At 61.2% G+C, this 25,992-nt stretch carries 22 protein-coding genes and 2 tRNA genes; 11 read left to right on the top strand and 13 right to left on the bottom strand.

What is annotated here, in order from left to right:
• Positions 1–9 precede the first annotated feature (9 nt).
• The 9 genes from mrdA to DWZ15_RS04360 form a co-directional block, all read right to left on the bottom strand.
• Positions 10–2,079 carry a penicillin-binding protein 2 gene (gene mrdA / locus DWZ15_RS04400; RefSeq protein ID WP_118449608.1) on the bottom strand — a complete coding sequence of 690 codons (2,070 nt, stop codon included), beginning with the start codon at positions 2,077–2,079 and terminating at the stop codon, positions 10–12.
• A gap of 13 nt (positions 2,080–2,092) precedes the next feature.
• Positions 2,093–2,659: a hypothetical protein gene (locus DWZ15_RS04395; protein WP_117635284.1), complete on the bottom strand. Its 567-nt coding sequence runs from the start codon at positions 2,657–2,659 to the stop codon at positions 2,093–2,095.
• A gap of 11 nt (positions 2,660–2,670) precedes the next feature.
• A complete protein-coding gene (mreC, locus tag DWZ15_RS04390; RefSeq protein ID WP_118449606.1) occupies positions 2,671–3,612 on the bottom strand; it encodes a rod shape-determining protein MreC in 942 nt (313 codons plus the stop codon).
• Between the two features lie 78 nt (positions 3,613–3,690).
• Complete coding sequence (locus DWZ15_RS04385; protein ID WP_006236061.1) at positions 3,691–4,722, bottom strand: rod shape-determining protein; 1,032 nt, start codon at positions 4,720–4,722, stop codon at positions 3,691–3,693.
• 127 nt (positions 4,723–4,849) lie between these two features.
• Positions 4,850–6,154 (bottom strand): tetratricopeptide repeat protein, encoded by a 1,305-nt coding sequence (locus DWZ15_RS04380; protein ID WP_233544633.1) that lies wholly within the window; start codon positions 6,152–6,154, stop codon positions 4,850–4,852.
• 11 nt (positions 6,155–6,165) lie between these two features.
• Positions 6,166–6,708, bottom strand: a complete 543-nt coding sequence (locus DWZ15_RS04375) for a peptidylprolyl isomerase (RefSeq protein ID WP_055249980.1) — start codon at positions 6,706–6,708, stop codon at positions 6,166–6,168.
• Between the two features lie 107 nt (positions 6,709–6,815).
• On the bottom strand, positions 6,816–7,958 hold the full coding sequence (locus tag DWZ15_RS04370; RefSeq protein WP_158572495.1) for a zinc ribbon domain-containing protein: 1,143 nt from the start codon (positions 7,956–7,958) through the stop codon (positions 6,816–6,818).
• Between the two features lie 103 nt (positions 7,959–8,061).
• Positions 8,062–10,785, bottom strand: a complete 2,724-nt coding sequence (locus DWZ15_RS04365; protein ID WP_118449602.1) for an HAD-IC family P-type ATPase — start codon at positions 10,783–10,785, stop codon at positions 8,062–8,064.
• A 76-nt stretch (positions 10,786–10,861) separates the two neighbouring features.
• Positions 10,862–10,938, bottom strand: a tRNA-Arg gene (locus tag DWZ15_RS04360).
• Between the two features lie 204 nt (positions 10,939–11,142).
• Here DWZ15_RS04360 and aroF point away from each other — a divergent pair.
• From aroF to DWZ15_RS04310, 10 genes are all read left to right on the top strand, one after another.
• Positions 11,143–12,165, top strand: coding sequence for a 3-deoxy-7-phosphoheptulonate synthase (gene aroF, locus DWZ15_RS04355; RefSeq protein WP_089573434.1), 1,023 nt, complete (start codon positions 11,143–11,145; stop codon positions 12,163–12,165).
• Between the two features lie 3 nt (positions 12,166–12,168).
• The gene (locus DWZ15_RS04350; protein ID WP_117583253.1) at positions 12,169–13,083 is read left to right on the top strand and encodes a prephenate dehydrogenase/arogenate dehydrogenase family protein; all 915 of its coding nucleotides are present in this window, start codon (positions 12,169–12,171) and stop codon (positions 13,081–13,083) included.
• Between the two features lie 36 nt (positions 13,084–13,119).
• Positions 13,120–14,226, top strand: a complete 1,107-nt coding sequence (gene aroB / locus DWZ15_RS04345; RefSeq protein ID WP_118449600.1) for a 3-dehydroquinate synthase — start codon at positions 13,120–13,122, stop codon at positions 14,224–14,226.
• Entirely contained in the window at positions 14,220–15,539 is a 1,320-nt protein-coding gene (gene aroA, locus DWZ15_RS04340) for a 3-phosphoshikimate 1-carboxyvinyltransferase (RefSeq protein WP_118449598.1), read from the top strand. The genes aroB and aroA overlap by 7 nt, the downstream gene beginning before the upstream one ends.
• Before the next feature lies 1 nt (position 15,540).
• On the top strand, positions 15,541–16,638 hold the full coding sequence (aroC, locus tag DWZ15_RS04335) for a chorismate synthase (RefSeq protein WP_118449596.1): 1,098 nt from the start codon (positions 15,541–15,543) through the stop codon (positions 16,636–16,638).
• Positions 16,639–16,681: 43 nt separating this feature from the next.
• Complete coding sequence (gene pheA, locus DWZ15_RS04330) at positions 16,682–17,827, top strand: prephenate dehydratase (protein WP_118449594.1); 1,146 nt, start codon at positions 16,682–16,684, stop codon at positions 17,825–17,827.
• Positions 17,828–19,078, top strand: coding sequence for a shikimate kinase (locus DWZ15_RS04325; RefSeq protein ID WP_118449592.1), 1,251 nt, complete (start codon positions 17,828–17,830; stop codon positions 19,076–19,078). It begins immediately after the preceding gene.
• Positions 19,079–19,142: 64 nt separating this feature from the next.
• Positions 19,143–19,580 carry a type II 3-dehydroquinate dehydratase gene (gene aroQ, locus DWZ15_RS04320; RefSeq protein WP_118270365.1) on the top strand — a complete coding sequence of 146 codons (438 nt, stop codon included), beginning with the start codon at positions 19,143–19,145 and terminating at the stop codon, positions 19,578–19,580.
• Between the two features lie 130 nt (positions 19,581–19,710).
• Positions 19,711–20,160: a DUF4869 domain-containing protein gene (locus DWZ15_RS04315; protein WP_055249958.1), complete on the top strand. Its 450-nt coding sequence runs from the start codon at positions 19,711–19,713 to the stop codon at positions 20,158–20,160.
• Entirely contained in the window at positions 20,160–21,161 is a 1,002-nt protein-coding gene (locus tag DWZ15_RS04310) for a hypothetical protein (RefSeq protein WP_055249956.1), read from the top strand. The genes DWZ15_RS04315 and DWZ15_RS04310 overlap by 1 nt, the downstream gene beginning before the upstream one ends.
• Positions 21,162–21,468: 307 nt before the next feature.
• On the opposite strand, the gene DWZ15_RS04305 is transcribed toward DWZ15_RS04310, so the two are convergent.
• From DWZ15_RS04305 to DWZ15_RS04295, 3 genes are all read right to left on the bottom strand, one after another.
• Positions 21,469–21,545: transfer RNA gene (locus tag DWZ15_RS04305), tRNA-Arg, on the bottom strand.
• Between the two features lie 54 nt (positions 21,546–21,599).
• Entirely contained in the window at positions 21,600–22,367 is a 768-nt protein-coding gene (locus tag DWZ15_RS04300; RefSeq protein ID WP_022094777.1) for an ABC transporter ATP-binding protein, read from the bottom strand.
• A gap of 11 nt (positions 22,368–22,378) precedes the next feature.
• Positions 22,379–23,224 carry an ABC transporter permease gene (locus DWZ15_RS04295; RefSeq protein ID WP_022094778.1) on the bottom strand — a complete coding sequence of 282 codons (846 nt, stop codon included), beginning with the start codon at positions 23,222–23,224 and terminating at the stop codon, positions 22,379–22,381.
• A 160-nt stretch (positions 23,225–23,384) separates the two neighbouring features.
• Here DWZ15_RS04295 and DWZ15_RS04290 point away from each other — a divergent pair, with 160 nt between their 5' ends.
• Entirely contained in the window at positions 23,385–24,356 is a 972-nt protein-coding gene (locus DWZ15_RS04290) for a glycosyltransferase family 2 protein (RefSeq protein WP_055249954.1), read from the top strand.
• Positions 24,357–24,458: 102 nt separating this feature from the next.
• On the opposite strand, the gene DWZ15_RS04285 is transcribed toward DWZ15_RS04290, so the two are convergent.
• Positions 24,459–25,913: a sugar nucleotide-binding protein gene (locus DWZ15_RS04285; RefSeq protein ID WP_118449590.1), complete on the bottom strand. Its 1,455-nt coding sequence runs from the start codon at positions 25,911–25,913 to the stop codon at positions 24,459–24,461.
• Positions 25,914–25,992 lie beyond the last annotated feature (79 nt).

Genomic DNA, 25,992 nt, shown 5'->3' with positions numbered 1-25,992 from the left:
CGCAACCTCCTATCGAACCGAAGAATCGCCCGAGGCCGAAGAGGTATCGGGCTCGTCATAAATCACGCCGAGCACATCGCGCACGACGTGCATCGCGGTATCTGAGCCACCGCCGCCCTGCTCCAGGACCGTAGCGATGACATACTTGGGATCATCGGCCGGCGCATAGGCGCAAAACCACGCGTATTCGTCCTCGCCGCTTTTCTCGCCCGTGCCCGACTTGCCGTATACCTGCGGCGTCAGGGTGCCAAAGTGAGCCGCCAAGGACGTCGATGCCGTGTAAATCACGTCGTGCATGCCGTTGCGAACAAGAGCCAAATCCGAATCGCTGTTGATCTTGGCCTCCAGGCGCTTCTTCTTGCCCTTGCCGTTGTACTTATAGGCATCGCCGTCGCCATCGCGCGACACGGCAGACAAAAACACGTGAGGCACGTACTGTTTGCCGCCGTTGGCAAGACCCATATAGGCGCACGCCATCTGCAGGGGCGTCACCAGGATGTCGCCCTGGCCGATGGCAATGTTGGTCATATCGCCGGCATTCCACTTGCGGTCCTCGGCAGAGGCGTCGGTAAAGTACGACTCCTTCCACTCGGCATCGGGAATACGGCCCGCGCCCTCACTCGGCAGATCGATACCGCAGGTCTTGCCTAGGCCCCAGCGACGAAAGACCTCCTGCAGGCCCTCGGAATGTTGCTCGTCATAAAAGAACGCCTTGCCCATGTCGTAGAAGACGGGGTCGCACGAGTTGGCGATACCCGACTGCAGCGTCATGGTGCCGTGTCCAGACGTCAGCCAGCAGCGCTTGCCCCAAGCCTTGCCCAAGCCCGTCCAATAGCCCGTGCAGTTGGTCGTCTGCCCCGACGTGTAGGTTCCAAACTCAAGACCGGCCAGGGCCGAGAGCGGCTTGATGGTCGAGGCCGACATGTACTGTCCGCTAATGGCGCGGTTGAGCAGCGGGTGCGAACCCTTGTCATCATTGAGCTCGGTCCACACGTCATTTGAGACGCCGCCGATAAAGACAGAAGGATCGAACTTAGGCTCGCTCGCCATGCCCAGGATCTCGCCATTGTTGGGATCGAGACACACCACAGCGCCGTTGCCGGCATTGCTGTAGCCAGTGGTCTTGGCAAGCTCGATGGCGCTCGCCAGTGCCGTCTCACAGGCCTGTTGGATCTTAAGGTCGAGCGTGAGCTTAATGTCGGAGCCGGCCTTGGCGGGCACGGCGCCGGCCTGACCGGTCACATTGCCCGAGGCATCGACCTTGACGGTCTGCTCGCCACGAATACCCTGCAGCAGGTTTTCGTAGTAGCTCTCAACACCCGCCTGGCCCACGATATCGCCCGACTGGTACGTAATCCGGCCAGCAGAAGCATCATCATCGCCAGAGGTTTTCTTATTCTGGGCCTCGAGCTGCTCGGAGGTAATGGTGCCGGTATAGCCCAAGATATGGCATGCCGTCTCGCCATATGGATACTGGCGCTCGGTACGCTCGGCAATCTTGACGCCCGGGAACTCGCCGGCGTGCTCCTGAATATAGGCAACCGTGGAGCGACGGACGTCCGTCGCGATGGTATGCAGGCTCTGGGCGCCCTCGGAATTGTCCTGAATATTGCGCAGAACCGCCACGTAGGGCATACCGAGCACGTTGGCAAGATGGCGAACCAGAACCTCATCCTCGGCAAGGTCGCGGTAGGCCACGACAGCAAGTGAGGGACGGTTCTGGACAAGTGCCACGCCATTGCGGTCGAGGATGCGGCCACGCACAGCGGGTGTGGTAACGGTGCGCGTCTGATTGCTATTAGCCTGCTTTTCGTAATAGTCCGACGAGACCATCTGCATGCCCCACAGCTTGACGGCAAGCGCCGCGAACATCGCGCCCACACCCGTGGTGAGGATGGAGAAGCGGCCCTTAAAGGCGGTCGCCGCGGTATTGCCCTCGCCCTCGGTGGCGCGCGGGGCCGTTCCATGCTGCGTATCGTAGGTAAAACGGGAATCGCCGCGACGCATGATGACCAGCGCGACCACGATGGCCACAACCAGCACGATACCGGCGATAATAACCGTCATCTGGGAAGACATCTACAGGCCTCCCCTATTTGAGCTTGCGGGTCTTGGGCTTAAAGCGCATGCCCGTCTGGCGTCCGCCACGTGCGGAGAATCCATAACCGGACTGCGGCACGACGCCGGACATCAAAAATGGAATGGCAACCAGACCCGTCAGGATCGAAGACGGCAGCGCATGACCGAAGATCGCCACGACAAAGCTCGTCTCCAAACCCATAAACAGCAAGATGATGCTGTAGATCACATTAATGACGAGCGCGAAGGCACCCACCGTGATGCCGCGCGCACTCGGGGTACCGCCCGTCTGACCGGCGGCGCTATGCACCAGGGCAAAAGAACCCACGGTCAGCAGGAGCGACATAACGCCCACCGGCACGGCAGCGGAAAGGTCATAGAACAAGCCGCTGCAAAAACCGCACACGACGGCACGGGTCGGGTCGCCCGAGAACACGCTTATGCACACCAGGATAATCATAAAGTTGACGCGACCGCCCGCAATGGAGATCTGCGGTGCCAGGCCTGCCTGCAGCAGCACGCACACGATGGCGGCGATTACAAACGTGCGGGAGCTCATCCCCTGCTCGTGTAGATCCATGGACATGCCCCCTATTCGCTCGAGCCGGAATCGGTCGTCTCGGACGTGTCGGAACCGTCATCCGAGCTCTCGTCCTTCGTCTTGGTCGCAGCATCGCGCGACGTTCCCTGCGGCTTGCTATTAGCGGTGCTCACGTCCTCATCCGAGGCCGACTGTTCGTCGGTCAGCGAGGTGATGACCAGCACTTCCTCGTTGTTCTCGGCCGTCGTCTGGGCGCGCACCACAATGGTGTAGTACACGTCGTTTGCGGATTTTTCAACCGACGAGACGGTGCCGAGCGGTAGACCCTTGGGGAACACACCGCCAATGCCCGAGGTCACGATGATGTCGCCAACCTTAACATCGGAGTCGACGCTCACGTACTCAAGACGCAGCGTGCCGTCAGCCTGACCCTGCAGCATACCCTGGGCGCGCGTGTCCTGCACCATGGCGGATACGCCGGAGTTCTCGTCGCCAATCAGGCGCACGGTAGAGGTCTTGGCCGATACCTCGATAATCTGGCCGATAACACCGGCAGAACTCGTCACGGGCATGTTGATGGTAAGGCCGTCGGCAGAGCCCTTGTCGATGGTAACGGTCGAGGTCCAGGCATCGCCGGAGGCACCAACGATACGAGCAGCGGTCGATTTGAGGTTATAGGTCGACTGCAGGCCGACCAGCCCCTCCAGACGCTCGGCGGTCTTTTGAGCCTCGGAGAGCTCGGCAACCTTAGAGGTCAGTTCCTCGTTTTGCTTCTTAAGCTCGTCAAGCGTGTCCTGCGACGCCGTAAGGTTAGAGAACACGTTACCGATCGCATTGAAGGGAGCCGCCACAGCCGAGCCCACAAAGCGCACCGGCGAGGTAATCGTCGTCACGCCCGAGCGCACGGCATGAATCGGTCCTGCCTCGCCCTCGCGGATGTAAAACGTGAGAAGCAACACCGAAATCAGGCTGAAAACAATCAACGGGCGCATACCCGTTGATTGTCGCTTGGTATTCAGATTTGTGGAGAAACCCGAAGATCGTGCCAAATGGAATCCACCTTTTGGAAATTAAGCATTGGTCTGGACGAAGCCGCCATCAAACGCATTGGCCTCGAGCACGCGGGCACAGCCGTTAACGACGTTATCGAGCGCCGTGGGGCTAACGTTGACCGAAACACCGGTCTCATCGCGCAGGCGCACGTCGAGACCACGCAGCAGCGCGCCGCCACCGGTCAGCAAAATGCCGTAGTACATAAGGTCCGAGGCAAGATCGGGAGGCGTAGCGTCGAGTGCGTCCTTGACGGCCTTGGCCATCTCGTCGAGCGGCTTGTTGAGCGCGCGACGAATCTCCTCGCTCTCGATGCGCACGGTCTTGGGCAGACCGGTGATCACGTCGCGGCCGTTGACCTCGACGTCGAGCTCATCCTTGAGCGGCACGGCGGAGCCGACCTTGATCTTGATGTCCTCTGCCGTACGCTCGCCGATGGCCAGGTTGTAGGCATCGCGAACGTGCGTGAGGATGGCCTGATCGAACTCGTCACCGGCAATACGAATGGACTGCGAAACGACAATGCCGCCCATAGCGATAACGGCAACCTCGGTGGTACCGCCGCCGATGTCGATGACCATGGAGCCGGTGGGTTCCTCGACGGGCAGGTCGGCGCCGATAGCAGCTGCCATAGGCTCTTCGATCAGATAGGCCTGGCGGGCGCCGGCCTGGATCGTGGCCTCAAAGACAGCGCGCTTCTCGACCGACGTGACACCGGAGGGAACGCAGACGACAACACGCGGACGCGGAGTCCACGGATAGCGCTTCTCGGACGCCTTGTCGATAAAGTAGCGAAGCATGGCCTCGGTAACATCGAAGTCGGCGATGACGCCGTCCTTCAGGGGACGAACGGCCACGATGTTGCCGGGCGTACGGCCGAGCATGCGCTTTGCCTCGATACCGACCGCCAGGATGCGCTCGTCGTTCTTGTCGATGGCAACAACAGAGGGCTCGCGAATAACGATGCCCTTGCCGCGCACGGAGACAAGCGTATTTGCGGTGCCGAGGTCGATGGCAAGATCGCCCGCATAGCTACCGAAGAACATATCCATCAAAGAAAACAACGCAACTCCTGATGTGTTGGATGATTGCTGGAAAACTACTAGCTCATCATACTAGCGCAAGCCCGGCACCTCACTTGCGGTGAAGCGCCGGGCAAAGCTAAATCCCATAAGGTCACTACTGGTTGTCAGCAGCCGAGAAATCCATATCGAGCGAAGAAACGGCCCAGCCGATATGGTTGTCGGAGCGCACGAATTTGACGGTGTACTCCTGCTCGCTGCCCTTGGACAGCGATGCCTTCACCTTGGCGGTCGTCTCGGTCATGGACTGATCCATGCCCTCGACGGACACGGTGGCACCCTGCGGAATCGAGGAGATGATCATCGACTTAGCGTCCTCGGACAGGCTCGAGGCCAGGCAAGACTCGGCCTTTGCGGCGTCACCGTCGCCGGCAGCCTGGAACAGATCGGTAACGACAGACTCCTGAGACGGGAAGCCAAAGCCGCGCGTGTAGGCAAAGCCCAGACCGCCCGCGGCGATCAAAATGAGCAGAAGCAGCACGATGAAGACTTTGAGACCCGTATGGCGATGGCGACGACGGACCTTGGCCTGCTTGCGATCCTGACGGTCCTGCTGGACCATCTCGGACTCGGACAGCGTAAAGAAGCCGGTGTCCGAGGGATCAGGCATAAACTGACCGGTCGCGCCCGTAGGATCGAGCGGATCGACGGCAGGAGCGTCCATCGCGGGCGCCGGAGCCGTGGCCATAGCCGTCTGGGCAGACAGCGCGGCAAGCGAATCCTGCACGCGGGCAAGCTCATCGGCCTGCTCGGAGGTGAGCTGGTAGATGCCATCGGCAGTAGCGGCATTAAAGGCGTCGAGTGCGTCGGAGGGACGGCCGGCGGCAGAAAGCGCCTGACCCATGCCGGCGTTGAGCGCACGCGTGTCGTCGCGGGGGCCGGCAAAGTCGATAGCCGTGCGATAAGTCTCCACGGCATCCGCCGGACGGCCGAGCTTAATGAAGCAACGACCGAGCTCGCCGAGTGCGGCGGCAGGAGCCGGATTGGCGCCGTCGATGGCAGCCTGACGGAAGGCGGTTCCCGCGTTGGCATAGTCGCCCGACTGGAACAACGCATTGCCCAGGCCCAGATAGGCCTTGAACGGCGTGGCATAGGAAGCATCCTGCGTAGCGGCAGAGAAAGCCTGAGCGGCCGTCGTGTAGTCGCCCACGGCGGCGAGCGCCTTGCCGCGGTTGGTGAGCAGCGCGCCGCGCTTGCCGTAGGTACCGTCGTTGAGGGCGGCGGCATAGGCCTCGGCGGCCTCGGCATACATGCCCAGGTGCATCAAGGCGTTGCCACGAAGGTGATCGGCCTCGCCCATAATCTCATCGGGAGTCTTTGCCGCCCCAAGCATCTGGGCTGCAGCGGAAAAATCACCCGCGCGGTAAGCGGCGCGGCCCTGTTGGATCAGCTGGCTATTCAAGGAAGTCCCCTTTACTCGTGAACGATCTCGACATGGACGATCTCGTCGCCGGCACGCAGCTGCGAAATCACATCGAGACCCTCGACCGTGGTACCAAAGACGGTGTAACCGGAATCGAGGTTATGCTGGGCACCCAGGCAGAAGTAGAACTGCGAACCCGCGGAATCGGGGTCCATGGAGCGTGCCATGGCAAGGGCGCCATCGACATGGCTGTTGCGCGGATTGGTGGCAAACTCGCCCTTGATGCAGTAGCCGGGGCCACCGGTACCGGGCATGCCGTCGGGGCCCTCAAGACCGGCGGCGACGTCGGCGCCGGACATGTCGCGGGTATTGGGGTCGCCACCTTGGATAACAAAACCGGGCACATAGCGATGGAACTTAAGGCCATCATAGAAGCCCATCGTGGAAAGCTCACAGAAGTTCGCGACATGAATGGGAGCGCCCTCGCCGTCAAACTTGACCTTGATGGTACCCTTCGACGTCTCGATTACGGCGCACTCGTCGCCGACAAGCTGATACTCGGGCGTGTAGAGCTCTTTCTTAAAACCAAACATGTGGTTCCTTCCTCGTGCGTTTAAAGCATATTTGTACGAATTGTAGCAATAAGCACGGGCTTACATCAATTGCGCACGTAGGTTATGCCGACTATGGCGAACTAATTTTAGGAACGCTGCTGCGGCTTCCAGGAACCCACATTGGCATCGTACTGGTTCAGCGCGCTGTTGCCGCCCTGCGCGATGGGCGCCAGGATCTCGCTTTGGTGGGAACTCATCGACTCGCCATCGGGAATGGCCAGCGAGATATCCCAGCTCTGGCAGATCACGTCGACGCGCTCATACATCCACTCGGCAAGCTGCTTTAAGTGGGCGATGTCATCCGCATAGACCGTATCGTCCTGTACTTTCAGGTTGTTAAGCTCATCTTGCGTCTTTTTGATCTGGTCGCGCAGGGCGTAGGCACTCTGCGACAGCTCCTGACGGGTGGACAGCGGCGTTCGGAGATAGCCGTTGTTAAAGGAATCGATGACCTCGCCGATCTGGTCCTCGTCAGCGTAGGACACGATGGTCTGATACAGACCGTCGAGCCTGGTATAGAGCTGATCATCGGTCAGCACGGTTTCTTCCTGGACCACCTCGGCAGAATCGTCCTGCTTGGTATCGTCCTCAGTCGCCTCGCCCTTTTGGCGCGTGGGGAAGGTCGTCTGCGCGGCCTGGCCAAACTGGTCATAGAAACCGGGCATGACACCCATGGGATCGGCCGTCACGAACCAATAGGCACCACCGCACACGACGGCAAGAACCGCGATGACGATAAGCGGCTTGGGAATATGACGCTTGTGCCTGTGATAAGCGTCCTCGTCGGGATGCACCTTACGCTTGGGTTTTTGAGGATCGTCGTGCAGGGAAACCGGCGTGGGAATAACGACCTTGGGGATACCGAAATCCTTATCGAAAGCCGGCAGCACGCAGGTCTCATTGGGGTCGGCGGCGTCCGAAAGCACCGCAGCGGCAGAGGCTGGCGCATGCGGCACCTCGGTATCGATCTGCTCTTGCGTTAGGCGCGGAAAGCCCGCCGTGCGGCCCGCTGCCAGGTCGGATGCGGCCGCGTCCTCGGAGAGGATACCCGGAGCGGGGCGTCCGCATTTGGGGCACGTACGATCATGCGGAGAAAGACGGGCACCGCAGCCCTCACAGAACACAAACTCGGTGTGCTCGGGACCATCGCCCGGACCCACATAGGCGTTGCAGTAGGGGCAGAACGAGGCGCCGTCCTCGATAGTCTTAAGGCAATGCGGGCAGATCACGGCATCCTCTTTTCGAAGCAATTCAAACAATCGAGGTTAGAGCATAACATCGCCACGGCCCCACAGGAGCAAGGCACCAATTCAACATCGCCAGGGCGCGTAGCTACTTCTTCTTTTTGCTTGGCATCGAAACTTTGATGCCTTGGGCGGACTTGGTTACGCGGGAGCGCTTGGCGCCCGTGGGCTTCTTTTTCTTGGGCTGGGCCTGGGCCACGCCCTCGAGTGCGCGGGCCTCGGCCTCACGAACGGTGCGAGCTTCGCGGCGCTGCGCCATGTCGGCGGCGACGCGCTTGGCAAAACGCTCCGCCGTCGAACCCGTCGAGCTCACCTTGCCGCCACCGCGACCCAAGCGAACGCGCACACCGCGGCCAAAACCAGTTGCGGCATGACGACGACGCGGCTTGAGCGAATCCATCATCGTGGCGAGCTTAAAGAACACCGAACAAGTAAAGACCACGATGACAGCCAAGATAACCATTTGGCCCATCGTCAGATTGGCAATAGACAGCAGCTCCGGGAATCCGATAACGCCCACCAGGATGCCAGCGACTACAAACACAAAGAGCACCACACGTAAGGGCGTGAGAGGCTGCGAGATGCGCCAGATCAGGCTGACGCTCGCCGCGCACGACGTAAGCAGGCACATCGTAGACAGCGTGAGCTGGCTAAAGCCAAACACCCGCGCCACAAAGATATCGAGCGCCGCAGCCAAAATGACCGCAATCGACGGCGGCAGCGCCCGCTTGAGCACGTTCGTCAGGAACGACCCCTTCACGCGAGCATTGTTGGGCTCCAGGCCCAACACAAAGCCCGGCGCGCCAATACAGAAGAAGTTAATGAGCGTCATCTGGATGGGCTCGAAGGGGTACGGCGGCAGCGCGATGCACAGCGCCGCCAAGCCCATCGAGAACAGCGTTTTGGTCAGGAACAGCGCCGCGGAGCGCTGCAGGTTGTTGATGGAACGACGGCCCTCGGCCACCACGGCAGGCATCGAGGCAAAGTCGTTGTCGACGAGTACGATCTCGGCCACGTTACGCGCGGCATCGGAACCGGCCGCCATGGCGACGGAGCAGTCGGCCTCCTTGAGCGCCAGCACGTCGTTGACGCCGTCGCCCGTCATGGCCACGGTGTGCTCGCGGCGCTTGAGCGCCTGCACGAGCTCGCGCTTCTGCTGCGGGGTCACACGACCAAAGACATGGTAGCGGTCCACTGCGGCATCGAGCTTGGCCGGCGTATCGAGCGTCGTGGCGTCCACATAAGCGTCCGCTCCCGGCACGCCCACCACGCGCGCGATCGACGACACCGTACGCGGGTCGTCGCCACTGATCACGTTGAGGGTCACGCCCTGCTCGTTAAAGTACCCGATGGTCTCGGCGGCCGAGGTTCGGATCTCGTCGCGAATGGTCACAAAGCCCACGGGCTCGGCCTCGCCCACCATATCGCCATCGGGCGTAAAGCCGTCCACGCAGGCCACCACGAGCACGCGGCAGGTATCGGCAAGCTCGGCCACGCGGTTCTCGACCTGCGAAAAGGCGCGCTCTGAAAGCACAAATTGCGCCGCGCCCATCACATAGGAGCCCTGCGCAAACGAGGCACCGCTCCACTTTTTGGACGACGAGAACGGAATGACCGACAGCGGCTCAGACACCTCGACCGGGCGGTCGGCGTAGTAGTTGAGCAGCGCCTGGCAGGTCTCGTTGGCATCCGCAGAGGTTGCGCGGGCAACATTGGCAAGCGCAAAGTCGAGCACCGTGGTATCGACGGGGACAGACGCCTCGCCCTCCCCCGCGCCCATGCCAAAGCCCTCGATCGGCAGCGGATACGTGCCCTCGACCTCCATGCGACCCGACGTGATGGTGCCTGTCTTGTCCAGGCACAGCACGTCGACGCGCGCGAGCGTCTCGATGCAGTAGAGCTGCTGCGTCAGCACCTTGCGGCGGGCCAGGCGCACCGTGGCGATGGCGAGCACCGACGAGGTCAGCAGCACCAGGCCTTGCGGGATCATGCCCAGCAGGGCGCCCACCGTGGACAGCAGCGCCGACGAGGGCACGCGGCCGGCCAGCAGCTCGGAGAAGCACCACGAAAGCGCGCTATCGCCCGGGGTTCCCGCGGCATCCCACAGCTCGCTCACACTCGAGGAAAACAACGCCAAACCGAGCGGGATCATGATGATGCTCGCAAACCGCACGATGGCGTTAAGCGCGTTCATGATCTCAGAATTGACCTTTTTGACGTACTTGGCCTCGTTATTAATTTTGGCTACGTAGTTGTCGGCGCCGACATGGATCACGCGGGCGCGCAGCAGGCCCGAGTCGATAAAGCTGCCGCTCATGAGCTCAGAACCAGGCTGTTTCTTAATAAGATCGCTCTCGCCCGTCAGCAGGCTCTCATTCACGAGCGCCTCGCCCGAAACCACCACGGCGTCAGCGGGGATCTGGTCGCCGCGCCCCAAGCGGATGATGTCATCGAGCACGATCTGGTCCAGGTCGAGCTCCACCTCGGCGCCGTCGCGCACCGCGATGGCCTTCTTGGAGGTCAGCAGCGTGAGTTTATCGACCATCTTCTTAGAGCGCATGGACTGGATGACACCGATGGCGGTATTGAGAAACACCACGAACAAAAACGTCAGGTTCTTAAACGACCCGGTCACAATGACCAGGAGCGCCAAGATCACGTTGATCAAATTGAACAGCGTGCAGAGGTTCTCGATGATGAGCTCTTTGACCGACTTGGTCTTGAGCTCCATGTTGCGGTTGATCTTACCGGCGGCGATGCGCTCCTCGGCCTCGGCGGTCGAGAGTCCGCGCTCGATATCCGTTGCTGCCATACCACGTCCCATCACGTCGCGTCGGTATAAGAAAAACCGCCCGGACCATGCGAGGTTCGGACGGTCTCACGTTCGATGGTGCCCCATGTTGGATTCGAACCAACGGCCTTCTGCTCCGGAGGCAGACGCTCTAATCCCCTGAGCTAATAGGGCCAACGTTTGGCATTATACCCAAGTGCACCACGGGCTATCAAAATAAAAGAAAAAGCTTTGCAATTCCGGGGAAGACGCGGCGCAACGGCTCACTTTAGAAGGCAAAAGCGAGTCAGATAGTATAAACTCTCATGCACCATATGTACACGGCTCGCGATGCGGGCCGTTTTTGCAAGGGTTATCCATCGAGGTGAGAGGCACACCATGATTGCAATTTTAAAAGAGAGCGCCAGCAACGAGGCCGTCAGCCATATCGTCAGCTGGATTGAGAAAAAGGGCCTGAAGACCGATGTCTCGCGCGGCGAGAATGAGACGATCATCGGCCTGGTGGGCGATACGACCAAGATCGACCCGTTCCTGCTCGAGTCCATGGATGTCGTCGAGCGCGTGCAGCGCGTCTCCGAGCCGTTCAAGCGCGCCAACCGCAAGTTCCATCCCGAGGACTCCGTCATCGACTGCGGCCACGGCGTCAAGATCGGCGGCGATCAGTTCCAGGTCATCGCCGGCCCGTGCTCCGTCGAGGGCGAGAACCTCATCCGCATCGCCCGCCGCGTGAAGGCCGCCGGTGCCACGATGCTGCGCGGCGGTGCCTACAAGCCCCGCACTTCCCCTTACGCCTACCAGGGCATGGGCCCCGCCGGTCTGGACCTGCTGTGCGAGGCGTCTGCCGAGCTCGACATGCCGATCGTCACCGAGATCATGGACCCGCGCGACGTGCAGGTCTTCCTGGACAAGAAAATCGACGTCATGCAGATCGGCGCCCGCAACGCCCAGAACTTCCCTCTGCTCAAAGAGGTCGGCAAGACCAAGACTCCGATCTTGCTTAAGCGCGGCATGTCCGGCACGATCGATGAGCTGCTCATGGCCGCCGAGTACATCATGAGCGAGGGCAACGACAACGTCATCCTGTGCGAGCGCGGCATCCGCACCTTCGAGACCCGCACCCGCAACACCTTCGACCTCAATGCCGTGCCGGTGCTGCACCACCTGTCGCACCTGCCCGTCGTCGCCGACCCCAGCCACGCCACCGGCTACACCCGCTACGTTGAGCCCATGGCGCTCGCCGCGACCGCCTGCGGTGCCAACGGCCTGGAGATCGAGGTCCACGACGAGCCCAGCCGCGCATGGTCCGACGGCGCTCAGGCCCTCACCCCCGATCAGTTCGACGACACCATGCGTCGCATCCGAGCCATCCGCGAGGTTGTCTGCCAAGAGACCATGGAGTAGCCCATGGGTACAGTGAGAAACGCGCGCGTTAACCAGGGCGGCCCCAAGTGCGCCGGCATCGTCGGCCTTGGCCTCATCGGCGGCAGCTTTGCCCGCGGCTATGCGCAGGCGGGCGTCCGCGTGCTGGCCTGGGATCCCGATGACGATGTCATGACGGCTGCCAGCATGGGCACCGTTGCCGGCGAGCTCAACGACGAGACGCTCGGCGAATGCGACATCATCGTCCTGGCTTGCTACCCCGAAGCCTGCATCGAGTGGCTCGAGGCACACGCCCAGGCACTCGCCGACGCCACCGATACCGAGGCCATCATGGGCCCCGTGGTAATTGACACGGTGGGCGTCAAGGGCATCGTGTGCGAGCGCGCCTTTGAGCTAGCCCGCGAGCACGGCTTTTACTTTGTGGGCGCGCACCCCATGGCGGGCACGCAGTACTCGGGCTATGCGCACTCCCGCGCCGACCTGTTCCAGGGCGCTCCCCTGGTGCTCGTTCCACCCGCGGTAGACGATGCCCTTAAGCTCGAGCTTTTGGGCCAGGTGCGCGAGATGGTGCGACCCTTGGGCTTTGGCAAGTTCAGCGTGACCAGCGCCGCCGAGCACGACCGTGTCATCGCCTTTACGAGCCAGCTCGCGCACGTCGTCTCTAACGCCTATGTTAAGAGCCCGACCGCTCAGGTCCACCACGGCTTTTCGGCCGGTAGCTACCGCGATCTCACCCGCGTGGCGCACCTCAACCCGCAAATGTGGTCCGAGCTCATGATCGACGACGCCGACGCGCTCGCCTTCGAGATCGACCATCTGATCGAATCGCTTGGCGCCTACAGCCGTGCGCTCAAGGACCGCGACCAGCGCTATCTGGAGAATCTCCTTGCCGAGGGCGACCGCATTAAGCGTGCACTCGACGACGAGGCCTCCCACTAGACCACCCATCACGCCAGGTCGAAAGGACCGAAGCTTATGGCGATTACCATCGATATCGACACCGCACGCCCCTACCAGGTGCATGTTGGCACGTTTTTGCTGGAGCAGGCGGGACCGCTCGTGCGCGCCACTGCCGGCGGCACCAAGGCCGTCATCGTTACGGACACCAACGTGGGCCCGCTCTACCAGATGCCCGTTAAGCAGAGCCTGGAGGCGTCAGGCTACGAGGTGAGCATCTGCACCTTCGAGGCCGGCGAGGCCCATAAGCGCGCCGAGACCTATGTTGCCATTTTGGAGTTTGTGGCCGAGCACGAGCTTTCGCGCTCCGACGTGATCGTGGCACTCGGCGGCGGCGTCGTGGGCGACGTGGCGGGCTTTGTGGCCGCCACCTACATGCGCGGCTGCAAGTTTGTGCAGATCCCGACGAGCCTGCTCGCCATGGTGGATTCATCGGTGGGAGGCAAGACCGCCATCGACCTGGCTGCCGGCAAGAACTTGGCCGGCGCCTTTTGGCAGCCGAGCGTGGTTATCGCCGACGTGGGGTGCCTGGCCACCCTCACGCCCGAGCAGTTCGCCGACGGCTGCGGCGAGGTCGTCAAGCACGCCGTGATCGCCGACCCGGAGCTTTTCGCCGAGCTGGAGAAGACCCCGCTCACGCTGGAGCTGCTCAACCAGGACGTGGCTCGCGTGGCGCTTATCATTGCCCGCAATATCGACATCAAACGCGCCGTGGTCGTCGCCGACGAGCGCGAAACCAACCAGCGCAAGCTCCTCAACTTTGGACACAGTGCCGGACATGCCGTCGAGGCCTGCGAGCACTTTGAGCTGGGACACGGCAACTGCGTGTCGATCGGCATGGGTATCATCACGCGCGCCGCGGCCCTGCACGGCGTTTGCGATGCTGCCCTTCCCGGTCGTATTGAGGAACTCTGCGCCCGCCATAGCCTCAAGACCCGCTGCGACCTAGATGCCGATGCCGTCTTTGCCGAGGCGCTCCACGACAAGAAGCGCGCGGGCGACACCATCGATCTGGTGATTCCGCACGGCATTGGCCGCTGCAGCATCGACCGCACGCCGCTTTCCACTTTCCACGAACTCATTGCCGAGGGCCTCGGCCAGAAGGGAGATGCATCCGCATGCTAGCCCGCATCACCCCGTCCTCGCTCAAGGGCACCGTTCCCGCCATCGCGTCCAAGTCGATGGCGCATCGCCTGATCATCTGCGCTGCGCTTGCCAACGGCGAGACGCACGTCACCTGCAACACCACCTGCGCCGACATCGAGGCCACGGTGCGCTGCCTTACGGCACTGGGTGCTCGCATCGAGACCGTCGAGGACGGCTTCCAGGTCCACCCCACCATGAAGAGTGTTGAGTTTGGTCTGCTCAAGGCCCTTGCCGGCGGCACGCTTGACTGCGGTGAAAGTGGCTCCACGCTGCGCTTTATGCTGCCTGTCGCCTGCGCGCTGGGTGCGGATGCCACCTTCGTAGGCCATGGCCGCCTGGGCGCCCGCCCGCTCTCCCCGCTCTCGGACGAGATCATCGCCGCCGGCTGCGACCTACAGGGTCTGGGCGGTTTTCCGCTCAAGACGAGCGGCCGCATGCGCCCGGGCACCTTTGTGCTTCCGGGCAACGTGAGCTCGCAGTACATCTCGGGCCTGCTGCTGGCAGCCCCGCTGCTGGCCCAGCCCTCCTGCGTGCAGGTAACCGGCCTCATCGAGAGCCGCCCCTACATCAACCTGACGATACAGGCCATGAAGGCCTTTGGCGTCGAGGTCAACGTCGAGCGCATTCCGGCCAAGGACGGCCAGCCCGAGGTCACGAACTTCCGCGTGAGCAGTGGCTCGTACCGCACGCCCGGCAGCGTAGCCGTCGAGGGCGACTGGTCCAACGCCGCCTTTTGGCTGTGCGCCGGCGCCATCGGCACCGACCCAATCACCGTCGAGGGCGTGTCGCTAAGCTCCGCACAGGGCGACCGTAACGTGCTTGCCGCGCTTTCGCGCTTTGGCGCCCGCATCGTGCGCTCCACCAACGCCGCCACCGTGCAGTCCGACAAGCTCGCCGGCTTTGAGATGAGTGCCCACGACATTCCGGACCTGGTGCCCGTCATCTCGGCCGTGGCCTCGCTGGCACAGGGCCGCACCTTTATCCGCGATTGCGCCCGTCTGCGCATCAAGGAATCCGACCGTCTGGTCACCACCACCCGCGAGCTCACCGCGCTGGGCGCGCAGGTGCGCATTGCCGGTGATGACCTCATCATCAAGGGTGTCGACGCCTTCACCGGCGGCGAGGTCGATTCGCACAACGACCATCGCATCGCCATGATGGCCGCTATCGCCGCGAGCCGCGCCACCGGCGAGGTCGTGATTCACGGCGCCGAGGCCGTCAACAAGTCCTATCCCGATTTCTTCGACCACTACCGCCTGCTGGGCGGCAAGGTCACACTCGAGGAGGAATAGCATGTCCTCGACCTTTGGCAACGTCTTGCACTTAAGCATCTTCGGCCAGTCGCACTCCCCCGCCATCGGCTGCTCCCTCGATGGCATTCCGGCGGGCATCGCTGTTGACCAGGAGCAGCTGCAGGCCTTCCTCGACCGTCGTGCCCCCGGTCGCGACGAGACCGCGACCAAACGCCGCGAGGCCGACGCCGTGCACATCATCGCCGGTGTGGTCGATGGACACACCACCGGCGCGCCCATCGCGGCAATTATCGAGAACACTAACACGCGCTCCAAGGATTACTCCGAGCTGCGCCGCAAGCCCCGCCCCGGACATGCGGACTTCCCTGCGCGCGTGAAGTATCACAACATGCACGATGTCGCCGGTGGCGGGCATTTCTCCGGCCGCCTAACGGCACCCCTGTGCATCGCCGGCGGCATTGCGCTGCAGGCACTCGAGGCCCGCGGCATTAAAGTGATGGCGCATGTGGCGCAGATCGGCGGCATCTCCGATCTGCCCATGGACGATATGGTCTATCGCGAGGCCGACCGCAAGGCGATCCTTACGAACGATCTGCCGTGCATTGACGCCGCCGCAGCCGGCCGCATGCGCGAGGAAATACTAGCCGCGCGCAACGAACTCGACAGCATCGGCGGCATCGTGGAGTGCGGCATTTACGGGCTTCCCGCGGGCATCGGCGACCCCATGTTCGACGGCATCGAGAACCGCATCGCGCAGATCGCGTTTGGCATTCCCGCCGTAAAGGGCGTGGAGTTTGGCATGGGCTTTGCCGTGGCCGCCATGCGCGGCAGCGAGAACAATGATCCGTATCGCATCGATGCCGAGACCGGCGAGATCGAGGTCGAGTCCAACAACGCCGGCGGCATCCTGGGCGGTATTTCGACCGGCGCGCCCGTCATGTGGCGCATGGCCGTAAAGCCGACGCCCTCGATTGGCCGCGAGCAGCAGACGGTGGACATGGACGCTATGGAAAATGCCGAGCTCTCGGTCCACGGCCGCCACGATCCCTGCATCGTCCCCCGAGCCGTCCCCGTAGCCGAGGCAGCCGCCGCCCTCGCCATCTGGGACGCCCTCCTAGAGGACGCAGACCAGCGCTAACTACCCACCCCTCAACATCCCCCGACACGTGAAAGGGGTCTCCATGGACCTTGCTGACATCCGCCAGGCCATCGATGGCATCGACGCCACGCTCCTCAACAGCTTTGTCGAGCGCATGGACATTGCCACCGAGGTCGCCAAGTCAAAAATCGAGATGGGCAAGGCCGTCTTCGACCCCGCCCGTGAGCGCTCCAAGCTCAACAACCTCGCCAGCCGCGCGCCCGAGCGCTATGAGGCACAGACCATCACCCTGTTCCGCTTGCTCATGAGCATGAGCAAGGCCGAGCAGCAGCGCTACATCAACGAACTCAAGGGCATCACTGTCTCGCAAAAGGCCCACGCCACGGCCGTGGCCTTTGACACACCCTTCCCCCAGACGGCCACCGTCGCTTGTCAGGGCGTTGAGGGCGCTTACAGTCAAATCGCCGCGTGCAAGCTCTTCGACGTGCCCGACATCGCGTTTTTCGAGACCTTCGAAGGCGTTATGCGCGCTGTGCGCGACGGCTTCTGCGAGTTTGGCGTGCTGCCCATCGAGAACTCCACCGCCGGCTCGGTCAACGCCGTCTACGACCTGCTCGCCCAGTTCGACTTTCACATCGTGCGCTCGCTTCGCCTCAAGATCGACCACAACTTGCTCGTCAAGCCCGGCACCAAGCTCGCGGACATACGCGAGGTCTACAGCCACGGTCAGGCCATCGCGCAGTGCGCTAGCTTTATCGAGGCGCACGGCCTGCACGCCACCAAGTACCCCAACACGGCCATGTCGGCCGAAATGGTCGCCAGCTCCGAGCGCACCGATGTTGCTGCCATCGCATCGCGCAGCTGCGCGGCACTCTATGGCCTGGAGGTGCTGGAGCCCAATATCCAAGACTCAGACAACAACTACACGCGCTTTGTCGTCATCAGCCGCGAGCCGCGCGTCTACCCCGGCGCTAATCGCACCTCGCTCATGATCACCACGGCCAATGAGCCGGGCGCGCTCTATCGCGTACTCGAACGTTTCTACGCGCTCAACATCAACCTCATCAAGCTCGAGAGCCGTCCCATCCCCGGTCGCGACTTTGAGTTTATGTTCTACTTTGACCTGGACTGCCCCTTTGGCAGCAAGGCCCTCGACGACCTGCTCAATTCGATCGACGACGTGTGTGAGAGCTTCACCTACTTTGGCAGCTACACGGAGGTGCTCTAGATGACCGATACCGCCGCAACCCGCCCCTACGGCGTACTGGGCCGCGTGTTGGGCCACAGCTACACCCCGACCATCTACAAGGAGCTCGCTGGGCTCGAGTACGTGCGATTTGAGCGCGAGCCCGAGGACCTCGCGGCCTTTATGACGGGCGACGAATGGGAGGGTACCAACGTGACCATCCCCTACAAGCGCGCCGTCATAGAATACCTGGACGAGCTGAGCCCGCTCGCCGAGCGCATGGGCAACGTCAACACCATCACGCGCCTGCCCGACGGCCGCCTGCACGGCGATAATACTGACTACTTCGGTTTCCAGTGCCTGGTCGAGGAGTTGGGCGTTGAGGTTGCCGGCAAGAAGGCCCTCGTGCTCGGTGCCACCGGCGGCGCCGGCACCACGGCAAGTATGGTGCTGGGAGACATGGGCGCCATCGTCGTACCCGTGGGTCGCACGAGCGAGGTCAACTACGACAATATCGCGCAGCAGTCCGACGCCTCCCTACTCGTCAACTGCACGCCCGCCGGCATGTTCCCCCATTGCCCCGACGCGCCTTGCACGCTCGAAGGCCTCGATGCGCTCGAGGGCGTCATCGACATTGTCTACAACCCCGCCCGCACGGGCCTGATGCTCGAGGCCGAGCGCCGCGGCATCCCCTGCATCGGCGGCCTGCTTATGCTTGTTGCCCAGGCGGCACAAGCTGTCGAGCGCTATACCGGCAAAGCCACCCCGCGCGAGAGGATCCTGGACGTAACGGAGCGCCTGTCACGCCGCGAACAGAACATCGCGCTGATCGGCATGCCGGGCTCGGGCAAGACCCGCGTGGGCGAGCAGATCGCCCAGCTCACGGGCCGCGAGCACATCGATCTCGATCGCGCCCTCGAGGAGCGCCTGGGCATGCCCTGCGCCGACTTTATCATCAAGTGCGGCGAGGCGGCCTTCCGCGAGCAGGAGACGGCAGCGCTGGCCGACATCTCCAAGCGCAGCGGCTTGGTGCTCTCCACCGGCGGCGGCGTGGTTACGCGCGACGAGAACTACCCTCTGCTGCACCAAAACAGCCAAAACGTGATGCTCAACCGCAAGCTCGACGAGCTCGCCCACAAGGGCCGCCCCATCACCGCGCGCGACGGCATCGACAAGCTGGCCGAGCAGCGTATGCCGCGCTACCGCGCCTGGGCCGACTACATCATCGACTCACGCGACTGCGCCGCCAACACCGCCCATGCCCTCCTCGACACCCTCCCACCCGCTCTCTAACCAAAACCACCACAAAGGGGGCAGGCACCTTTGTGGTGGTTTTTCAACTGCAAAGGAAGCAACCATGAAAGCACTCGTCATTAACGGCCCCAACCTCAACATGCTCGGCATTCGCGAGCCAGGCATCTACGGCAGCGACAACTACGATCGCTTAGTGCAGATCTGCCAGGAAGCGGGTGCCGCACAGGGCTTCGACGAGGTCGATGTCTTCCAGTCTAACCACGAGGGCAGCATCGTCGACAAGATCCAGGAGGCTTACGGAAAGGTCGACGGCATCGTCATCAACCCGGCTGCCTACACGCATACGAGCGTGGCGATCCTCGACGCCCTCAAGGCCGTTGCCATCCCTGCCGTCGAGGTGCACATCAGCGCCGTAGAGACGCGCGAAGACTTCCGCCAGGTGAGCTACGTCCGCCTAGCCTGCTTCGCCACCATCACCGGCGAGGGCCTGCAAGGCTACGCCCACGCGCTGGAGCTGCTGAGGGAACGTCTCGAAAAGTAGCCTCGCGAGCAAATCCATCAACGCGATTCACACGCTAATAATGCCAGTGCCGCCAGCAGCAACCTCGCTACTGGCGGCACTTTATTACTGGCATATAATCATTGCAGTCACACAACGTCTGGAGACGCGCATGTTAAGCATCCATCTGGGGGATTACCCCGGTTCCATCTACGATACCGAAACCTATTTTAGGAACTCATACTTGGACTCATGGTTCGAAGACCCTATGGCCGCACAGATTATTAAAAGCGTGGACGGATCAGAGCTCATCGGTCCCCACAACATCGTAAGCAAACAGCTGGGCTCGATCACCCCACTCGAACTGTCCGGCGGCGTTAAGACGCTGCTGCTGGTGCGCAATCTCCCAAATATGGTGTTCAACGCATCCACCTGCGGAGACAACTGTGCCCGCTGGCTACTCAAGATCGGCAAAGAGCAGGATGTGATGGTGACCTTATACCACATCATGAAATTCCCCTGGAAGAGCTTTGAAATCCGCATTGAAAACGATGGCCGCATCGTCAGAAACATGCAGGAGTTTGTCGGCGCCACGAATGACTTTTTGGATGTTGATGAGTAATGAAGGGAACGCATACCGTTGTCGTAGAGCGTGCAAAGGTCAAATACACACTCACGTTTAAGCGCAATATTTCCTTTATACGCGGCAACAGCGGCACGGGTAAAACGACGCTCATCTCGATGATTCGCGACTACAACGACCGAGGACCGGAAAGCGGCGTTGCACTCAGTTGCGACGTGCCTTGCGAAACGCTTTCCGGCAGACGCTGGGAGCGCGAGCTATCGATCATCGAAGATTCAATCGTCTTTCTAGATGAGGGTAACGAGTTTATCTACTCAAAGGACTTCGCCAAAGCCGTCAACGGCTCGTCCAACTATTTTGTTCTGATATCTCGTCGCGATGCCAACGAGCTCCCCTACAGCGTTGATGAGATCCTGAAGCTAGTCAACACGACAAGTAAAACAATCAATGGCCGCAAGAGCGACAGGCGCTTCTACTCGGTGACCAAGCCGCTATATGACCACACGGCAAGTATGCTGTATCAGGATCTAAATGTTGGATTCGAGGTACCCGACGCCGTAGTTGTCGAGGATAGCAAATCTGGCTATCAATTCTACGACGCTCTTTGCAACCGACTCGGGATCCCCTGCTATACCGCCACCGGCGTTGCGAATCTAAAACGTACGATTCACGAATGTCCCGAGCAAAACATCCTTGCTATTGGAGACGGAGCAGCATTTGGTCCCTACATCGAAAAGGTGCTCGGACAGCGCGTTTACAAGAACGTACGCTTGTTCCTCCCCGAATCATTCGAGTGGACACTCCTGCAATCTGGCCTCATTCCCAGTAACGATATCTTAAAAATCCTCGAGGATCCCTCAAGCTATATCGAAAGCCGCGACTACCTGAGCTGGGAGCGGTTCTTCACCGATGTGTTGATCAAATACTCGGCAGACACTCGCTACGCCTACAGAAAGGTAAAGCTCAATGAGCAGTACCTGAGGCCGCAGGCGATGAATGCAGTTGCAAACGTCTTGCCCGAGTGCCTGAAGGCAGACTAGATACAGCGGGGAGGGCCAAGTTGGTCCTCCCCGCTTTTGTTACGCCTTCTTGATCACGTACGCCAATCCAATATCGCAGGCACAGCGTACGATTGACGCGAAGAACCACGATGCTGGCAGCGTCATAAGCAGAGGCTTGCTCACGCTCGGCTCCAGCCCCCTTTGGCGCGCCGTATAACCAATCCACATCAGCAGCACAATAGCAGCTCACGCCACGGCTTCGGCCTAAACGTATACCCGGCAAGAACAAAGAACACCGGCATGTGAAAAAGCCCAGACCACCAAGCGGTCTGGGCTTAATAAACGATGGTGCTCCATGGCGGATTCGAACCGTCGACCTTGGGATTAGAAGTCCCCTGCTCTATCCAACTGAGCTAATGGAGCAAATAGCCGCACGCCCAAGCAAGCGCAAGCCTGTCAGGCACAAGTAATTATAACCTAGTTGAACTGCTCGCGATACGCCTTGCAGACCTCATCAACCGGGCCGTCCATGCGAAGGTCACCCTTCTCAATCCAAACGGCACGCTGGCAGATGCGCTCAACCTGCTCCATAGAGTGCGAAACGAACAGAACCGTCACGTCGCCGCTCTGGATAAAGTGCTGGATACGGTCCTCGCACTTCTGCTGGAAGAACACATCACCGACGGACAACGTCTCGTCAACGATCAGAATATCGGGCTCGGTAATCGTCGCGATTGCAAAGGCGATACGCGCCACCATGCCCGAGGAGAAGTTCTTAAGCGGCATATCGACAAAGTTCTGCAGCTCAGCGAATTCGATAATGCCGTCAAAGTTGGCATCGATGAACTCCTTGGTATAGCCAAGCAGGGCGCCGTTCAGATAGATGTTCTCGCGGGCGGTCAGCTCGGGGTCAAAACCAGCACCAAGCTCAATCAGCGGCGCGATGTTACCGTGCACCTTAACGCTGCCCTCGCTTGGCTCAAGCACGCCAGCGATAATCTTGAGCATCGTAGACTTGCCGGAGCCATTGGTGCCGACCAGACCCACGACCTCGCCACGATGAATATCAAACGAGATATGCTTAAGCGCCCTAAACTCCTCAAAGAACAACTCATGCTTGGCAAGCTTAATGAAGTACTCCTTGAGGTTGGTCAGCGACTCGGACGCCATGTTAAAGATCATGGTGACGTCGTCGACCTCGACAGCCAGAGGCTGCTCGCTGTAATCAACAACAGATTCAGTCATCACAGCACTCCTTAGATGTAGAGGATGAACTTGCGCTCGGACTTATGGAACACGGTATAGCCAATAATAAGCGCAAGAACCGCCCAGGCAACGCACATACCAAACGTCATAAGCGAGGGCGTAGTCTGGAACAGGAAGATATCGCGCATAAACTGCAGGTAGTTGAACATGGGGTTCGCATACATCAAGATACGTACGAGATGCGGCATTTGCGCAATATAGTCAGTCGTCCAGAAGATGGGCGTAATGTAAGTCCACGCCGTAATGACGACGCTCCACAGATGCATAACGTCGCGGAAGAAGACCGTAAGGGCAGAGAGCATCATGCCCAGGCCCATGCAGAAGCACATAAGCAGCAGCAGGCAAACCGGCAGCAGAATCAGGTGCCAAGAAGGCATAACGCGGAACCACAGCATGACGATGGCGACGGCGACCAGCGAGAAGGCAAAGTTGACCAGCGAGAAGAGCACCTTCTGCACCGGGAAGACCCAGCGGTGCACCTTAACCTTCTTGAGCAGAGGGGCAGCGCCCACGATCGACGTCAGGGCCTGGTTCGTAGACTCGGACATGACGGCAAAGGTAATGTTACCCACGATCAAGTACAGCGGGTACATCTCGGGCGTCATTGAGCCATTGCGACCCTGGCCAAAAATCGTCGAGAACACGATGGCCATGACGATCATCATCAGCAGCGGGTTGAGCACCGACCATGCGACGCCCAGAACGCTACGGCGATACTTGATCTTAAAATCCTTGGTAACCAGCTGACGAAGGATAAACGCGTCCTTCTCAAATTCGTTCTTAGCAAACGTCGCAGGCAGACTGCGAGTTTCTTGTTGCTTTGTCTGATCCGACACGGATGCAACTCCTTTACTCGTAATCGTTGACAAACGAACAGTATAGACCCGACGGCCATGCAAACGATTCGCGCAACAAAACTGGAGAACTAACCCACATCTTAGGATGCCAAGCCCAAACGGCTATACTTTCAAGGATTGAACGTATAAGGAGCATTGAGTGAATTCTGAATCCATCGCCGTCATCATCCCCTGCTACAACGAAGCGCCCACGATCGGCAAAGTCATCGACGACTTTCACCGCGAGCTTCCGCAAGCGACGGTCTATGTCTATGACAACAACTCGTCGGACGATACCTCACGCATCGCCACCGAGCACGGCGCCACGGTCCGCTTTGAGCCCCGTCAGGGAAAGGGCAACGTATGCCGCCAGATGTTTCGCGACATCGACGCCGATTGCTACCTGATGGTCGACGGCGACGACACCTACCCCGCCGAGGCGGCCAAGGCCCTCTGCGAGCCCATCCTTAACGGTACGGCCGACATGACCGTAGGCGATCGCCTTTCAAACGGCACCTACGCCGAGGAAAACAAGCGCGCCTTCCACGGCTTTGGCAACAATCTGGTCCGCGCCATGATCAAGTGGATCTATGGCTACAGCTTCGATGACGTCATGACCGGCTACCGCGCCATGAGCCGCCCGTTCGTTAAAACCTTCCCAGTGCTTTCCGAGGGCTTTCAGATCGAAACCGAGCTCTCGATCCACGCCGTCGACCACCGCTGGCGCATCAAAGATGTGCCCATCGAGTACCGCGACCGTCCCGAGGGTTCCGAGTCCAAACTCAACACAGTGAGCGACGGCATTAAAGTCGTTGCGATGATCGGCACGCTGTTCAAGGACTACCGCCCGCTGAAGTTCTTCAGCCTCGTAGCGCTTCTGTTCGCGGTATTCGGCCTCGCCCTGGGCATGCCCATCGTTGTCGAATATTTCCAGACCGGCCTCGTCCCGCGCTTCCCCACCGCTATGCTCGCCGCCTCGTTTATGTTCCTGTGCGGCCAGAGCCTTGCGACCGGCTTCATCCTAGATTCTGTAGCAAAGGTCGAAAAAAAGCAGTGGGAGGTCAACGTGTACAGCAAATACGCCTACGACGACCAGCCCGGCCACCCTACTTCCAAGCCAAGCGAGAGGTAGATCTTCCGCAAAATACTATTGGCACCACTGCGCAGATAGCCACCAACAAGAAAAGCCGCCGTTAAAGAACGGCGGCTTTTACTCTCGAAAAGTTAATAGCGCCTAGAGCGTCTTGATGTACTCCCCCAGCTCTTCCTCCCAGTCGGGCATGTGGAAGCCGGCAGCCTCGAGCCTGGACAGGTCGAGCGCGGAGTGGACCGGGCGCGGGGCGACGGGGCCCTCGGCGCTCGCGTAGTAGTCGGCGGTCGATACCGGCACGACCCTGTCCCCGTTGCCGTTGGCGGCCTCGAAGACGGCGCGGGCGATATCGGCCCAGGACTTGACGGTGCCGGAGCCGGTGCAGTCGTAGGTGCCGTAGGGGGCGTGCGTCCCCAGCACGTGGAAGATGGCCTCGGCCATGTCGCGCGTGAAGGTCAGGCGGCCCAGCTGGTCGTCAACGACCGTGACCTGCGTGAGCTTATCCTCCGGGTCGGCGACGCGGTCGGACAGCCCCTTCATGGTCTTGACGAAGTTGTGCCCCTCGCCGATGACCCAGGAGCTGCGCATGACGTAGTGGCGCGGGCACCCGGCCACGGCGATGTCGCCGGCGGCCTTGGTCTGGCCGTAGACGGACAGCGGGGAGAACGGCTCGTCCTCGTCGTGCACCTCGGCGGTGCCGTCGAAGACGTAGTCGGAGGACACGTGGACGAGGGTGATCCCGTGCTCGGCGCAGGTGCGTGCGAGAAGGGCGGGACCGGCGGCGTTGGCCTTCCAGGCGGTCACGCGGCCCTCGGGGGTCTCCGCTTTATCCACGGCCGTGTAGGCGCCGCAGTTGATCACGGTGCCGTAAAGCGACCAGTCGTATTTTGAGTAGGCGTCCGGGTCGGACATGTCGAAGGTGTCGATGTCGCAGAAGTCGAAGTCCTTGGCGACGCCGCGCTCCTCCGCCAGCGCGCGGACCGCATGGCCCAACTGGCCGTTGCAGCCGGTGACGAGGGTGCGCTTCGGCGCCATGGGGACGACGTCCTTGAGCATCGGGTGGTTGAGGTCGGCATCGGAGACGGTGGCCTCGTCGAGCGGGATGGGCCACTCGATGGCGAGCTCGGGGTCGGCGAGGTTCACGAAGGTGTAGGTCCTCTTGAGCTCCGGCGACCAGTGGGCGTCCACCAGGTAGGTGTAGGCGGTGCCGTCCTCCAGGGCCTGGAAGGAGTTGCCCACGCCGCGCGGCACGTAGATGGCCTTCGAGGGGTCGAGCACGGTCGTGTAGACCTTGCCGTAGGTGGCGCTGCCCTCGCGCAGGTCCACCCAGGCGCCGAAGACGCTGCCGCGGGCCACGGAGATGAACTTGTCCCAGGGCTCGGCGTGGATGCCGCGGGTGACGCCGCGGCTGTCGTTGTAGGAGATGTTGTTCTGGACGACGCGGAGGTCCGGGATGCCCAGGGCGCACATCTTGGCGCGCTGCCAGTTCTCCTTGAACCAGCCGCGCGAGTCGCCGTGGACGGCGAGGTCGACGACCTTGAGGCCCCCGATGCCGGTCTCGGCGACGGAGAGGTCCTTCTCGAATGCGATGTCTGCCATGTGGGAAAAGCTCCTATCGAAGAGGTTGGGTAACCGGGGGCGCCCGCGCGGGGCCGCAGGGTCATCCCCATGCCCTGCG

Source organism: Collinsella sp. AF29-7AC (genome assembly GCF_003475665.1).
Lineage (GTDB): Bacteria > Actinomycetota > Coriobacteriia > Coriobacteriales > Coriobacteriaceae > Collinsella.
The sequence above is the reverse complement of the archived record's forward strand: the minus strand, read 5'-3'. Positions and strand labels throughout refer to the sequence as shown.

Coding starts and splice junctions, on each gene's coding strand:
- aroQ (WP_118270365.1), top strand. CDS start 19,143: ATGAAAGCACTCGTCATTAACGGCCCCAACCTCAACATGCTCGGCATT.
- aroF (WP_089573434.1), top strand. CDS start 11,143: ATGATTGCAATTTTAAAAGAGAGCGCCAGCAACGAGGCCGTCAGCCAT.
- mrdA (WP_118449608.1), bottom strand. CDS start 2,079: ATGTCTTCCCAGATGACGGTTATTATCGCCGGTATCGTGCTGGTTGTG.
- DWZ15_RS04385 (WP_006236061.1), bottom strand. CDS start 4,722: ATGGATATGTTCTTCGGTAGCTATGCGGGCGATCTTGCCATCGACCTC.
- DWZ15_RS04375 (WP_055249980.1), bottom strand. CDS start 6,708: ATGTTTGGTTTTAAGAAAGAGCTCTACACGCCCGAGTATCAGCTTGTC.
- DWZ15_RS04285 (WP_118449590.1), bottom strand. CDS start 25,913: ATGGCAGACATCGCATTCGAGAAGGACCTCTCCGTCGCCGAGACCGGC.
- DWZ15_RS04325 (WP_118449592.1), top strand. CDS start 17,828: ATGACCGATACCGCCGCAACCCGCCCCTACGGCGTACTGGGCCGCGTG.
- DWZ15_RS04350 (WP_117583253.1), top strand. CDS start 12,169: ATGGGTACAGTGAGAAACGCGCGCGTTAACCAGGGCGGCCCCAAGTGC.
- DWZ15_RS04315 (WP_055249958.1), top strand. CDS start 19,711: ATGTTAAGCATCCATCTGGGGGATTACCCCGGTTCCATCTACGATACC.
- DWZ15_RS04395 (WP_117635284.1), bottom strand. CDS start 2,659: ATGGATCTACACGAGCAGGGGATGAGCTCCCGCACGTTTGTAATCGCC.
- pheA (WP_118449594.1), top strand. CDS start 16,682: ATGGACCTTGCTGACATCCGCCAGGCCATCGATGGCATCGACGCCACG.
- DWZ15_RS04365 (WP_118449602.1), bottom strand. CDS start 10,785: ATGGCAGCAACGGATATCGAGCGCGGACTCTCGACCGCCGAGGCCGAG.
- aroB (WP_118449600.1), top strand. CDS start 13,120: ATGGCGATTACCATCGATATCGACACCGCACGCCCCTACCAGGTGCAT.
- aroA (WP_118449598.1), top strand. CDS start 14,220: ATGCTAGCCCGCATCACCCCGTCCTCGCTCAAGGGCACCGTTCCCGCC.
- DWZ15_RS04300 (WP_022094777.1), bottom strand. CDS start 22,367: ATGACTGAATCTGTTGTTGATTACAGCGAGCAGCCTCTGGCTGTCGAG.
- DWZ15_RS04310 (WP_055249956.1), top strand. CDS start 20,160: ATGAAGGGAACGCATACCGTTGTCGTAGAGCGTGCAAAGGTCAAATAC.
- aroC (WP_118449596.1), top strand. CDS start 15,541: ATGTCCTCGACCTTTGGCAACGTCTTGCACTTAAGCATCTTCGGCCAG.
- mreC (WP_118449606.1), bottom strand. CDS start 3,612: ATGCGCCCGTTGATTGTTTTCAGCCTGATTTCGGTGTTGCTTCTCACG.